The sequence below is a fragment of the Streptomyces pseudoechinosporeus genome, from assembly GCF_054783935.1.
The window spans coordinates 460149-473904 of sequence record NZ_BAAGPS010000005.1 but is presented as its reverse complement, the minus strand read 5'-3'; the positions used below and the strand labels follow the sequence as shown (position 1 = coordinate 473904).

The 13756-nt window shown below is 70.4% G+C and carries 10 protein-coding genes; 4 read left to right on the top strand and 6 right to left on the bottom strand.

What is annotated here, in order from left to right; all coding sequences use genetic code 11:
- Window positions 1-101: 101 nt before the first annotated feature.
- Window positions 102-782 (bottom strand): response regulator, encoded by a 681-nt coding sequence (locus tag ACYVO6_RS08925; protein ID WP_461059038.1) that lies wholly within the window; start codon window positions 780-782, stop codon window positions 102-104.
- Window positions 779-1630 carry a hypothetical protein gene (locus ACYVO6_RS08920; protein ID WP_461059036.1) on the bottom strand — a complete coding sequence of 284 codons (852 nt, stop codon included), beginning with the start codon at window positions 1628-1630 and terminating at the stop codon, window positions 779-781. Before ACYVO6_RS08920 ends, ACYVO6_RS08925 begins: the two co-directional genes overlap by 4 nt.
- Window positions 1631-1992: 362 nt before the next feature.
- On the opposite strand from ACYVO6_RS08920, the gene ACYVO6_RS08915 reads away from it, so the two are divergent.
- From ACYVO6_RS08915 to ACYVO6_RS08900, 4 genes are all read left to right on the top strand, one after another.
- Window positions 1993-2517 (top strand): hypothetical protein, encoded by a 525-nt coding sequence (locus ACYVO6_RS08915; RefSeq protein ID WP_461059034.1) that lies wholly within the window; start codon window positions 1993-1995, stop codon window positions 2515-2517.
- Window positions 2518-2595: 78 nt separating this feature from the next.
- On the top strand, window positions 2596-4641 hold the full coding sequence (locus ACYVO6_RS08910) for a flotillin family protein (RefSeq protein ID WP_461059032.1): 2046 nt from the start codon (window positions 2596-2598) through the stop codon (window positions 4639-4641).
- Window positions 4642-4719: 78 nt separating this feature from the next.
- On the top strand, window positions 4720-9798 hold the full coding sequence (locus ACYVO6_RS08905) for a DNA repair ATPase (RefSeq protein WP_461059030.1): 5079 nt from the start codon (window positions 4720-4722) through the stop codon (window positions 9796-9798).
- Between the two features lie 75 nt (window positions 9799-9873).
- Window positions 9874-10143: a hypothetical protein gene (locus ACYVO6_RS08900; RefSeq protein WP_461059028.1), complete on the top strand. Its 270-nt coding sequence runs from the start codon at window positions 9874-9876 to the stop codon at window positions 10141-10143.
- On the opposite strand, the gene ACYVO6_RS08895 is transcribed toward ACYVO6_RS08900, so the two are convergent.
- The 4 genes from ACYVO6_RS08895 to nhaA all read right to left on the bottom strand — a co-directional run bounded on the left by ACYVO6_RS08895 (window position 10109) and on the right by nhaA (window position 13390).
- Window positions 10109-11353 (bottom strand): cation:proton antiporter, encoded by a 1245-nt coding sequence (locus ACYVO6_RS08895; RefSeq protein ID WP_461059026.1) that lies wholly within the window; start codon window positions 11351-11353, stop codon window positions 10109-10111. The genes ACYVO6_RS08900 and ACYVO6_RS08895 overlap by 35 nt on opposite strands.
- A gap of 230 nt (window positions 11354-11583) precedes the next feature.
- Window positions 11584-11853, bottom strand: coding sequence for a hypothetical protein (locus tag ACYVO6_RS08890; RefSeq protein ID WP_461059024.1), 270 nt, complete (start codon window positions 11851-11853; stop codon window positions 11584-11586).
- Window positions 11850-12062 (bottom strand): CBS domain-containing protein, encoded by a 213-nt coding sequence (locus ACYVO6_RS08885; RefSeq protein ID WP_461059022.1) that lies wholly within the window; start codon window positions 12060-12062, stop codon window positions 11850-11852. The genes ACYVO6_RS08890 and ACYVO6_RS08885 overlap by 4 nt, the downstream gene beginning before the upstream one ends.
- A gap of 11 nt (window positions 12063-12073) precedes the next feature.
- The gene (gene nhaA / locus ACYVO6_RS08880) at window positions 12074-13390 is read right to left on the bottom strand and encodes a Na+/H+ antiporter NhaA (RefSeq protein WP_461059020.1); all 1317 of its coding nucleotides are present in this window, start codon (window positions 13388-13390) and stop codon (window positions 12074-12076) included.
- Window positions 13391-13756: the final 366 nt, after the last annotated feature.

Sequence of the window (13756 nt, the reverse complement as noted above, 5' to 3'; positions counted from 1 at the left end):
GCCGCGCCCAGGTAAATCCGAAGTTTGCCGCGTGCCATGGTGCAGGGGTTCCGATCTTTCTGCCGGTCGCCGGGCCGGCACCGGACGGGACGGGAAGGGGATTACTTCTCGAAGCGGTATCCCATGCCCGGCTCAGTGACGAGATGCCGTGGATGTGAGGGGTCTGTCTCCAGTTTGCGCCGTAGCTGCGCCATATAGACCCGCAGGTAGTTCGTCTGCGTCTCGTACGGCGGGCCCCATACCTCCTGGAGCAGTTGCTTGTGGCTGACCAGCCGCCCCGGGTGGCGGATCAGCACCTCCAGCAACTGCCACTGTGTCGGGGTCAGGCGTACGTCCTCCTCGCCGCGGCGGATCTTCTTCGCGAGCAGGTCGATGGTGAAATCGTCCGTGGCGATGGTCACCGAGTCACCGGCCCCTGCTTCCGCGGTGCGGCGGACGGCGGCACGCAGCCGGGCCATCAGCTCGTCCATGCTGAACGGCTTGGTCACGTAGTCGTCGGCGCCGGCATCGAGGGCCGCGACCTTCTCTATTGAGGTATGGCGGGCGGAGACCACCAGGATCGGCACCCGGGCCCGGCCGCGCAGGGCTCTGATGAGGTCGATGCCGTCCATGTCCGGCAGCCCGAGGTCGAGCAGCACCACATCCGGCGGGTGGGCGGCGGCCGACCTCAGGGCCGTGGCACCGTCGGAGGCGGTGCCGACCTCGTACATCCGTGCCTTCAAATTGAGCGCCAGGGCCCGGACGATCCGCGGATCGTCCTCGACCACGAGTACCCGGGTCATCGAGATTCCTCCGTCCTGACCGAGGAGGCCGCTGCCTCCGCCTTGTGTTCCTCAGCGGCCTTGAACAGCGACTCGACGAGTTCCAGGCGCACTCGCTCCATGTCCTTGCGGACCAGCACGGGTACCTGTCGGTTCCACTCCTCCGCCGCCTCGTCCAGCGCCTCGGCGAAGGTCCCGCGTACTCGCCGTCCGATGACGGCCATGGTGAGCGGGAGCAGCGGACGGGCGAAGGATCGGCCCCTGACTCGTACCTTGACCGTGAGGAGCCAGCGCCCGTCGTCGGTCGGGAGCGGTACGACCTTCACCGTCGCGTGAATGAGTGCGTGGCTGAGGGTGCCGGTCAGTGGTGTGGCCGTAGGGCGGCCAGAGCCTGCCGCAGAGGGCCACCACTTGCCGAGGTCGAGGTGGAGGCGTCCGCTGCCGCTGGTGTACTTCGTCCATCTGCCGCCGCTTGCCCGCACCTTCCCCGAGAGCTTCGCCTCCCGTGGCCGTTCGGCGCTGGTGAGCCTGAGCGCGCAGGCCGCGTGTGTGGGGTTGTGGGGGTCGTCGTCGAGGGTGACGATCTCCAGGGCCGTCTCCCGCCGCCGGTCCCAGGCCAGGACCGTGAGCGCCGCGTCGGGATCCGGCTCCCCGTCCGCGTCGTCGCTCTCGTGGCGGTAACGGGCGCCTGGTTGCAGATGGCGTCCCTCGGTCAGGAGCAGTTCCGGCAGCGGACGTCCGTCGGGCAGCCGCAGCCGCGCCCCGTCATCTTCGAGGCTTTCCGCGAGGTCGTGGAGCATGACGACGCATGACTCGAACCAGCGGCGGGGTACGGGGGTGAGTATCACCGTGTGCTGAAAGCGGGCCATGCACCAAGGATGGCCGTCCGACGGTGCCGGGTCAGGGGGGTGACCGGGCAGCGACGAGCACGGTTTGGTTGCCGGTTTCCGGGCCATCCCCCCTGGTGCATCAGGAGGACGACGTTCGTTTCCTGGAGTGCCCCGCATCTTGATGCGCCGGTGACGCTTTCTTAGCGGAGACCGGCATGGAGGCCCGGGTGAATGCTGCCGGGATCCGGCAATGCGGGGGCGGGTCTCCCGCAGGCAAGATGTCCTCGGGGGAAGCCGCAGGTAGCCCCGGTGCTGGATACCGGCAGGGACGTCGGCCCCCGGCACCGGGGCCCGGTCCTCTCCATGGGCCAGATGCGATGACGTGATGAGCGGGGGTGGACATGCGGGCCTTTCTTGAAGCGGCTACCGGCTTTCCCACCCTCCTGTTCACCGCGGCCCTCGTCGTGGTCGTCGGATTCTGGGTTCTCGTCGCCTTCGGCGCGGCCGGCTCCGACAGCTTCGACGCGGATACCGACCTCGACGCCTGGGGCATGGGCGGGGTGCCGGTTGCGGTCGCGTTCTCGCTGCTGACGGTGGCCGCCTGGATCCTCGCCCTGGGGGCGGCGATCCTGCTGGACGCGTTCGTGCCCTCGGGAATCCTCGGCGGGTTGCTGCACCTGGTGGTGCCGATCGGGGTGCTGCTCGCCGCCTGGCGGCTGACCTGCCTGTTCGTACGGCCGCTGCACCGCCTCTTCCCCGACGAACCCGAGCCGCCCCGGCACACCGAGGCCCGCATCGGCGACGGCACGACTTCGCCGTCTGCCGCCCACGACGTCGAGGATCCCGTCGGCCCCATGCCGCATGCGGCCGTACTCCACTCTCGAGATCGCGCCGACGCGCTCGGTCCGCGGGATCGCGCTGCCTGAGCCGCGCCGCCACCCGGATACGCCCCGGCGCCTTCCTCCCTCATCAATCAACTCCCTTACGCCTCAAGGACGTATGCCATGGATGCCACCACCGTGGGCATCGGCGTGCTCGTCGCCGCTGTCCTGCTCGCCACGCTTGCCCTGCTGTTCGTCTTCTCCCGGCTGTTCCGCAAGGTGGAGCAGGGCAAGGCGCTGATCGTCTCGAAGATGCGGAAGGTCGATGTGACCTTCACCGGGCAGGTCGTCCTGCCCGTGCTGCACAAGGCCGAGGTCATGGACATCTCGGTGAAGACCATCGACATCACCCGTGCCGGCCGGGACGGGCTGATCTGCCGGGACAACATCCGCGCCGACATCCGGATCTCGTTCTTCGTACGGGTCAACAAGACCGCCGAGGACGTCATCAGGGTCGCCCAGGCGATCGGCACGGCCCGTGCCAGTGACAAGGACACGCTGCAGGAACTGTTCAACGCGAAGTTCTCCGAGGCGCTGAAGACGGTCGGCAAGCAGATGGACTTCACCGACCTCTACACCAAGCGCGAGGAGCTGCGCTTCCGCATCATCGAGATCATCGGTATCGACCTCAACGGCTACAGCCTGGAGGACGCGGCGATCGACTACCTGGAGCAGACGCCGCTCTCCCAGCTCGACCCGGCCAACGTCCTGGACGCGCAGGGCATCCGAAAGATCACCGAGCTGACGGCCATCGAGCACGTACGCACCAACGAGTTCCAGCGCACCGAGGAGAAGGAGATCACCCGGCAGAACGTCGACGCCCGGGAGGCCATCCTCGAACTGGAGCGCCGCCAGGCCGACGCCGAGATCAAGCAGAAGCGGGAGATCGACACCGTACGGGCCCGCGAGGAGGCCGAGACGGCGCGGGTGATGGAGGAGGAGCGGCTGCGGTCGCAGGGCGCGTTCCTCAAGACCGAGGAGCAGCTCGGCATCCAGCGGGAGAACCAGGCCCGCGAGGTGGCCGTCGCGCAGAAGAACCGCGAGCGGGTCATCGCCATCGAGAACGAGCGCATCGAGAAGGACCGTCTCCTCGAGGTCATCGCGCGGGAGCGGGAGACCGAGCTGACGCGGATCTCCGCCGAGAAGGAGGTCGAGGCGGAGAAGCGGGAGATCGCCGAGGTCATCCGGGAGCGGGTCGCGGTGGACCGTACGGTCGCCGAGCAGGAGGAGTCCATCAAGAAGCTGCGCGCCGTGGAGGAGGCCGAGCGCGGACGGCAGGCCGTGATCATCGCCGCCGAGGCTCAGGCGCAGGAGAAGCTGGTCAAGGACATCAAGGCGGCGGAGGCGGCCGAGCAGGCGGCCACGCACCGGGCGGCTGAGCAACTCACGCTGGCGGAAGCGGGGTTGAAGGCCGCCGACCTGGACGCGCGGGCCAAGCTGAGGCTCGCCGAGGGCATCCAGGCCGAGGCGGCGGCCGAAGGACTCGCGGCCGTCCAGGTCCGCGACAAGGAGGCCGAGGTCATCGAGAAGGCCGGCCTCGCGGAGGCGGAGGCCACCGAGGCACGCCTCAAGGCGGAGGCCGAGGGTGCACGGGCGAAGGCTCTCGCCGAGGCCGAGGCGATCGGCGGCAGGCTGAAGGCCGAGGCGGCCGGTCTGACCGAGAAGGCCGCCGCGATGGCCGCCCTCGACGACGCCTCCCGTGGCCACGAGGAGTACCGGCTGCGTCTGGAGGCCGAGAAGGACATCCGGCTGGCCGGCCTGGACGTGCAGCGGCAGGTCGCCGAGGCACAGGCCACGGTGCTGGCGACCGGCCTGGAGAACGCCGACATCAACATCGTCGGCGGGGAGTCCGTCTTCTTCGACCGCCTCGTCTCCTCGATCGCGCTCGGCAAGAGCGTCGACGGATTCGTACAGCACTCCGAGACCGCGCAGGCCCTCGCGGGGCCCTGGCTGGACGGAACGTCGAGCTTCACCGACGACCTGAGCCGCGTCCTCGGCTCGGTCTCCACGGCCGACGTGCAGAACCTGACCGTCTCCGCGCTCCTGATGAAGCTGATGAACACGGGCGGAGCCAACGCCGGCCGACTGGAGCAACTCATGGACCGGGCGGGCGAACTGGGCCTGGCCGACCTGCCGCTCGCCGAGCTGAACGGCGGCGTCAAGGCCTGATCACCCGCCCCACGGGTCCGGAGCTGCCGCACAGGGGACGGCAGCTCCGGACCCCGCTCCTCGAAGGGAAGCTGGACCATGGCAACCGGCCCGGACACCGGTACGTACGACACGCTCGACACCGGCACGTACGAAGTGCTGCGCGACCGCCTCGCCGCGCAGGCCACCGAGCTCGCCCGGCGCGCCGAGGCGCTCAACGCCCGCCGCACCGAGGAGTTCGGCTCGACGCGGCTCGAACTCACCGGCACCGAGCGCATCCGCACCGAGCACAACTGCGTTCCGCGCGACATCGTCGCCGTCGGCGACCACCTGCTGTTCGGCTACAACGTGTTCCTCGGCCTCAAGCCGGAGACGACGGTGGCTGACGTCTTCGCGCTGCACGACCACGACCTGAACCGGCTGCCCGAGGACGCCGTCCCAGGTCTCCTCGACGACCCCGCGTTCGTACGGGAGTTCGCGGCCCTCTACCGCTACTACCGTCAGGCCCACCTCCTCCAACTGCGCCGAACCGACGGCAAGTTGCTGGCGGTGTTCCAGACCGGGGAGAAGGCCGAGGACATCCGCGTCCTGCGCTGGGCGCTGTCCGACGACGGCCGGGCGACCTTCCTCGACGCACGCGGCGAGCGCGACCACGTCTTCCCGCCCTCCCACGACTTCGAGTGGACCGGGGCGACCCGCGAGGACCACGTCCTGGGCCGCCATCCACACGTGTCCGTCCAGGGCGAGGTCTTCGTCGAGACGGTCGGCGGCACCCTCACCGTCAAGGTCGAGGACAACACCGAGACCGGGGAGGGGATTTACGTCGAACCGGTCGACGAGCCGCTGCAGTCGCTGGCCGACGCGGACATCGCCCACGCGCGCGTGGGCGCCCTGATCCTGCTGCGAATCTGCCCCTACAAGGAGCAGTCCCACCGGTACCTGGTGTTCAACACCCTCACCAAGGCCGTCGTACGCCTCGACGGCATCGGGCAGGCCTGCCGCCGGCTGCCCGAGGACCAGGGCATCGTCTTCCCGGGCGGATACTGCCTGGCCACCGGGGCGTACAAGACCTTCGACGGCACGGACACCGCAGACCTGGAGTTCGAGCGCGTGGTCCGCTCTCCCAACGGCGAGGACGTGCTGTTCGCGTTCCACGCGCGCGTGGAGGGCCGCAGCCTGCTCCTGCCGTACAACATGATCCGCAAGGAGGTCGCCACCTCGCTGTCCTGCCACGGCTGGGCACTGTTCGACGACGGCACGCTCATGGTCCTGCGCGCCGACAGCGACGAGCCGGCCCGCGTGCACCCCATCCAGCTGTGGCGCTCCCCGTACGTCTCCGACACGCACGCCGCCACCGCCCCCACCGGCACCGGACCGCTGGCCCGCATCGGCAACGCCGACCTCGTACGCGGCATTTCCGACTGCCTGTCCGTCACGCGCGCCGTCACCGAGACGACCCCGACGACCGAGGTGTACGCGGCGCTGGCCGCCGCGTGCGTCCGGGCGGCGGACTCGTACCACTGGCTGGGCGACCCCGAACTGGGCGATCTGCGCGCTCCGTTGGAGCAAGTACGGGTCACCGCCGAGCAGGTGCTGGCCGAGTTCGAGACCGTCCAGGAGCTGACCCGGCAGGCCGCCGACGCGCTGGGGGAGGCAGCCACACGCCTCGCCTCGCTCGTACGGCGCCTGCGGGGCGAGGCACCACGGGACGCCGCCGCCTGGGTGAGCGGCCTGACCGAACTGCGCCACGCCCAGGGGCATCTGCTGACCCTGAAGGAGATGCGGTACGCGGACACCGCCCGTATCGACGAACTCGCCGCCGACGCCGAGGCGGACCTGGCCACCTTCGGGCAGCGTGCCGTCGCCTTCCTGGCCCGCGAGGACGCCTTCACCGGCCACCACCAGGACATCGAGCAGTTCGTCGCGGACGCCGAGTCGCTCGCCACCGTCGCCGAGGCCGCGCCCGTCACGGCCCGCCTCGACGAACTGACCGACGGGCTGCAGACCGTCACCGAGGTCGTCGCCGGACTCGACATCGGCGACGCCACGGTCCGTACGTCCATCCTGGAGCGCATCGCCGAGGTCCTGGGCGGCGTCAACCGTGCCCGCGCCACGCTCGACGCCCGCCGCCGCGAACTCCTCGACCACGAGGGGCGTGCAGAGTTCGCCGCCGAGTTCGCGCTCCTCGGCCAGTCCGCCGCCGGCGCGCTCACGGCCGCCGACAGCGTGGAGTCCTGCGACGAGCAACTCGCGCGTCTGCTGGTCCAGTTGGAGAACCTGGAAGCCCGTTTCGCCGACTTCGACGACTTCCTCGGCGAGCTGGCGGACAAGCGCACCGAGGCCTACGAGGCGTTCTCCGCACGCAAGCAGACCCTCGCCGACGCCCGCGCCCGCCGGGCCGAACAGCTCGTCGCCTCGGCGTCCCGGGTCCTGGAGACCGTGGCACGCCGCGCCGCCACGCTCGCCGACACCGATGCGGTCAGCACGTACTTCGCCTCCGACCCGATGGTCGCCAAGGTCCGGCGTACGGCCGACGAGCTGCGCGAACTGGGCGACCAGGTGCGCGCGGAGGAGCTGGACGGCCGGCTGAAGGCCGCCCGTCAGGAGGCGTCCCGCGCCCTGCGCGACCGCACCGACCTGTACGCGGACGGCGGCCGCACCCTCCGCCTGGGCCGTCACCGCTTCGCCGTCAACACCCAGCCGCTCGACCTCACGCTGGTCCCGCACGGAGACGGTCTCGCCTTCGCGCTAACCGGCACGGACTACCGCTCGCCGGTGACGGACCCGGAGTTCGCGGCCACCCGCCCGTACTGGGACCGGCCGCTGCCCTCGGAGTCCCCCGAGGTCTACCGGGCCGAACACCTCGCCGCCCGGCTGCTGGACGAGCACGGCCCGGCCGCGCTGGCCGAGGCCGACGACCTCGCCGCCCTCGTACGGCAGGCCGCGGAGGCGTCGTACGACGAGGGCTACGAGCGCGGCGTCCACGACCACGACGCGACCGCGATCCTCGCCGCGCTGCTGCGACTGCACGAGGCAGCGGGCCCGCTGCGGCACCGGCCCGCCGCCCGCGCCGCCGCCCAGCTCTTCTGGGCCCACGGCACCACAGCCGAGGCCCGCGAGAGCTGGGCGCGGCGGGCGGTGTCACTGGCCCGCGCCCGCGACACGTTCGGACTCGCACCCGCGATCGCCGACTTCGAGAGGGAGCTGGCGGAGGCGATCGACGCGTGGGCCGGGACGGGCGCCGCGATGGCGGGCTCCGTGGCCGCCGCGGCGGCGACGCGGAGCGGGCCGAGCGCCGAAATCGGCGCGGCAGCCGGTCCTCCCACGGTGGGGAGCGCGCAGACCGGACCCGCCACGGCCGGTGGGACGCCGGTCGGGCACGCCGACCGGGCGCTCGCCGCCGCGTACCTCTTCGAAGAGCTGACCAGCGGCCCCGACGGGTTCGTCATCAGCTCGGCCGCGCGCACACTGCTCGACAAGTTCCGCCGCACGGTGGGCACTTCGGCGTACGACGAGGACCTCGCCGCACTCGACGACCTCACCGTACGCCGCCAGCTGGTGGAGGCATGGCTGTCCGCGTACACCTCCGCCACCGGCACGGACCTCGACTCCGGCGACCTCGCCGAGGCCGTGGCCGCCGAACTCTGCCCGGACCTGGCGCGCTACGAATCGGCCGCGTCGCTGACCGAGTCGGTCGGGGGACTGCTGGGCGCCCACCCGCGCATCACCGGCCGTACGCTCACGGTCCGCATCGACGAACTCCTCGCGCGCACCGGCGACTTCCGCACCCGTGACGTACCCGGCCACCGCGCCTACCAGCGGCAGCGCACCGCCTTGGTCGCCGCCGAGCGGTCCCGTATCCGACTGGACGAATACCGCCCACGAGTAATGACCGCGTTCGTACGCAACCGCCTCATCGACGAGGTCTACCTCCCGCTCATCGGCGACAACCTCGCCAAGCAGCTCGGCACGACCGGCGACGGCAAGCGGACCGACAGCGGCGGCCTGCTGCTGCTCATCTCGCCGCCCGGCTACGGCAAGACGACGCTCATGGAGTACGTCGCCGACCGCCTCGGTCTCGTCCTGGTCAAGGTCAACGGCCCGGCCCTCGGGCACGCGGTCACCTCGCTCGACCCGGCCGAGGCCCCGAACGTCACCGCCCGCCAGGAGATCGAGAAGATCAACTTCGCGCTGGAGGCGGGCAACAACACGCTCCTGTACCTCGACGACATCCAGCACACCTCGCCCGAGCTGCTGCAGAAGTTCATCCCGCTGTGCGACGCCACGCGCCGTATCGAGGGCGTGTGGAACGGCGAGCCCCGCACCTACGACCTGCGCGGCAAGCGCTTCGCGGTCTGCATGGCGGGCAACCCCTACACCGAGTCGGGCAGCCGCTTCCGCGTCCCGGACATGCTGGCCAACCGTGCCGACGTATGGAACCTCGGTGACGTCCTGACCGGCAAGGAGGACGCCTTCGCGGTCAGCTTCATCGAGAACGCCCTGACCGCGAACCCGGTCCTGGCGCCCCTCGCGGGCCGCGACCGCACCGACCTCGACCTGCTGATCCGGCTGGCCGAGGGCGACTCCACAGCCCGCGCCGACCAGCTCACCCACCCGTACGCCCCCGCCGAACTGGAGCAGATCCTCGCCGTCCTGCGCCACCTGCTCACCGCGCGCGAGACGGTCCTCGCGGTGAACGCGGCCTACATCGCCTCCGCCGCGCAGACCGACAGCACGCGCACCGAGCCGCCCTTCCAACTCCAGGGCTCCTACCGCAACATGAACAAGATCGCCCAGCGCATCCAGCCCGTCATGAACGACGCGGAGCTGGCCGCCGTCCTGGACGACCACTACACGGCCGAGGCCCAGACCCTCACCACCGGAGCCGAGGCGAATCTGCTGAAGCTGGCCGAGCTCCGCGGCACGCTGACCGCCGAACAGACGGTGCGCTGGGCCGAGTTGAAGGCCACGTACGTCCGTACGCAGGCCCTCGGCGGCCCGGAGAGCGATCCCCTCACCAGGGCAGTTGCCGCCCTCGGTCTCCTCGCCGACCGAGTCGCCGCCGTCGAGTCCGCCATCACACGCGCCGCCGACCCTCGCCACCTCATGGCCAACCCCGGGGCCCGCCATGCGATACGCCCGGCCCCTGGGCCGGCTTTGTCACGGACAGAGACATGATCCGTTGGCGTGCCTACTGTGGCTCGCATGGAAGGGCGCAGCAAGAAGAGTGGCCCAGTAGGCGGTACTCACCGTGTGGCTGCCGTCGGAGTGGTTCATGACCGTTACTGGGCGCGGGAGTTGCGCAGCGCGGTGTTCTCCGGAGTGCTGCTCTTCGGGATGCTGGTGCTGCTCGACTGGGGGCTCGTGGGGCTCACCGCGACGCGCGCCGTGCTGTGGGCCGCACTCGCCGTGCTGCTCCTGGTCATCCTGACGCCGCCACGAGTGAGCGCGAAGAACGGTGGACACGAACGGGTAGGGCTCGGCAAGTTCACGCGCCGACATGGCCGGACTCCTTCTTGGTGAGGGCGGTGTCCGCGTCCTGGCGGGCACCGGGCACACCGGCCAGCTCCTCGACGTGGAACAGGCGGGCGATCGGTACGTCGGTGGAGCTGTGCGCGATGATCGAGAAGGCGATGCACACGGCGATGAGCGTGAACGCCTCCTCGCCCTGCGGGATTCCTGCCTGCAGCACCAGCAGCCCGTACACCACGGAAGCGAAGCCCTTCGGCCCGAACCAGGCGGCCACCAGCTTCTCCTGCCGGGTGAACCGGGTCCCGACCAGCGACAGCAGCAGTGAGGCCGGCCGGATCAACACGATGGCCAGGACGACCGCGACGTAACCGCCCACCGACAGGTCCCCGAAGAGCTGCGGGGTGAGCAGCGCGCCGAACACCAGCAGCGCCGCGAACTTCGCCAGCTCGGCCAGTGCCTCGCCGAGCGGCTCGAACGCGGTCTTCGCCTCGGGGGAGCGGGCGGTGAGGACAGCGCCCGCGGAGAACGCCGCGAGGTAGGGGTTGGCATGGGTGAGGTGGCACGTGGCGTACAGGATCACGCCGATCGCCAGCGGCAGCAGCGGTTGCAGCTTGGGCTCGGCGCCCAGCAGCCGGAAGCGTACGAGGCCGATCACGGCCAGCGGCAGTACGACGCCGAAGGCCAGGCCGAGGACCAGCTCCAGCGCGATCTTCCCGAGTGACGCCTCGGCGTGCCCGGCTGTGGGCCCGGCCGCGGCGATGAAGATGAGGACGACCGGCAGGGCGAGCCCGTCGTTGATCCCGCTCTCCACGTTCAGCAACTGCCGCAGTTTCGCCGGGACTTCCTTGCGGCCCACGATCGCCGAGGCGAACACCGGGTCGGTCGGGGCCAGAACGGCACCGACCAGGAAGGACGTCGTCCAGTCCAGGCCCACCAGGAAGTGCGTGATCAGCGCCATGCCGACGAACGCCAGCGGCATGCCGAGCCCGAGGGCGCGGGCCGGGTTCCGCCAGTTCTCCCGCAACTTCGGGAAGGAGACGTGCATGCCGTCGGTGAACAGCACCGCGAACAGCGCCAAGTCGGCCGTCACCGACACGATCTCGCTGTCCGGCGTGATGTGGATCAGCCCGAGGAACCCGTCACTGACGAGCGCGCCACCGACCAGGAAGAGCAACGACGTCGACAACACGGTCCGTGCCGCGAGGCCCGACAGCAGCACCGCGACGAGCAGCGCCACCCCGAAAACAACGACGAGCACCATGACCACGACCCCCGATCGGCAAAGAGACTGAAGAGAGTTCTCGCCAGATCGCCGACCAGGCTTCCCGGCACACCGCGGGGAACCCTACACGTTCCTTACGCGGCACTGACAGACCCTTCGCACGCACTCTGGCCTCCCGGACACTGCCGGATTCCGGCATTCCTGGACGGGTACGCCGAGCTCCTCGCGGATGCCTCCGCGGTGGCGGTCACAGCGGAGGGTGAGGTGCGTCAGGGCCTGTTCGGTGGCCGGCCCATGAGCAGGGCAACGAGCGCACCGGCCAGCACCGCCCACGCCAATGCCGCCGGTCCGGCCTCTTGCCAGCCCGTCACGGCGATGGCCACGGCCGTCACCACCCCGGCAGCCACGGCGCGGCCGCTCGTCGCCAACGTCCACTGCTCCCGTACGGTGCCTGGCCGGCGTATCTCACCGATCGCGGTCCTGATCACCAGCGCGGCGACCACGATGACCACCGGCAGCAAAGCCCCGTCGCCGTTCACGGGGCCTCGATGAAGTGGTGCACGAGGCGGGCGGCGGTGACCGTACCGAGCAGTGTCACCTGCGTGCCGTCACGTTCCACGACGGCGACCAGGGGGCTGTGGGTGCCGGCCATCAGTGCCGCGACCTCCATCGGGCGCGCCTCCGGCCTCACCACAGGCGGCGGATACAGACGGCGCGGTGCCCACTCAGCGAGATCCCGTGCGCGCATGACCGTCCTCCTCAGCTGTCGCCCGTGACGCTGCCGCGTCCGGGGCTGGTCTGCTGATAGATGTCGGGGATGCCGTCGGCGTCCTCATCCCGCGTCTCCTCCTCCCACAGACGGCGGTAGATCCCATTGCGGCGCTTGATCAGCAGCGTCGCCACGGCCGCGGCGATCAGCGAGCCCAGCAGCACAGCGGCCTTGATGTACTGGGCATCGGTCGGGTCGGGGAAGGCGAGTTCCCCGATCAGTAGGGCCACGGTGAAGCCGATCCCTGCCAGCACCGCCAGGGCGAACACATCTGCCCAGGCCAGGTCGGGGTTGAGGCGTGCCCGGGTGAAGCGCGCGGCGAGGTAGGTGCCCGCGAAGATTCCCACGGTCTTGCCGACGACCAGGCCCAGCACCACGCCGAGCGGTTCCGGCTGGGTGAACACCTCGGCCAGCGATGAGACGGAGATTCCGACGCCTGCGGCAAAGAGAGCGAAGAGCGGTACTGCCACTCCTGCCGAGACCGGGTGCAGCAGATGTGAGGTCCGCTCGGCGGGTGAGGCGTCCTCGTCCTCGTCACGGGTCGTGCGCAGGAGCAGGCCCATGGCCACCCCGGCGACGGTGGCGTGGACGCCTCCGTTGTACATCAGGGCCCAGATGGTGATGCCGAGCGGTACGTACCACCACCAGCCGCGCACGCGGTACCGCTGGAGTACGTAGAAGACGACCAGCCCGCCGACGGCTCCGCCGAGGGCGGCGAAGTTCAGATCACTGGTGAAGAAGATCGCGATGACGAGGATCGCGCCGAGGTCGTCGACGATGGCGAGGGTGAGCAGGAAGGCGCGGAGCGCGGAGGGCAGGTGGGTGCTGATAACGGCGAGGACGGCGAGGGCGAAGGCGATGTCGGTGGCCATGGGCACGGCCCAGCCCTCCAGACTGCCCCCGCCGACGGTGGCGGTGGCAGCGTAGACGGCGGCCGGCACGGCCATGCCGCACAGCGCGGCGACGACCGGCAGTGCGGCCGTGGCCGGAGTACGCAGCGAACCCACGACGAGCTCGCGTTTCAGCTCGATGCCTGCGACCAGGAAGAAGATGGCCAACAGTCCGTCGGCGGTCCAGTGCTCCACCGACAGGTCGAGGCCGAGCGCGGGGATGCCGAAGTGGAAGTCGCGGATCTCCTCGTAGGTGCCGCTCCACGGGGTGTTCGCCCACACCAGCGCCACCACGGCCGCTGCGAGAAGGACCAGCCCGCCGACTGTTTCCGTCCGTAGGGCCTGGGCCACCGCTGTCCGCTCCGGGCACGGCAGCAGGCCGAGGAAGGTGGAACGCTCGCGCGGGGCAGCAGCCATCAGGAAGACCTCCGGGGCACCGGCATGAGGGCATACGCCCCTTCGACGCCGACCAGACTTCCCGGCACACCCCGCGTACGGCGCCCCTGGGCAGGACGTCGACGCGTTCCGGACACCCTAACCGCCTGCCCTTCATCCGACCAGACGCCGTTTCACCTGCCGCAACGCACAACGAGCGGGTCCGTACACATCAAGGCGCGAGATGGTACGGACCCTCCCCCAGCCTCGCTGGAGCCCTCCGGCGGGTGGCGGCTGCGTGAGGACGTCGAGGGCATCGTTCCCGTTGCCCTGGCCGAACTCCACTGCGTGCTGCACTCCGGCGGACAACTGCTCTTCTTCGAGCGCTGCCGGGCCGACTCACCCGCA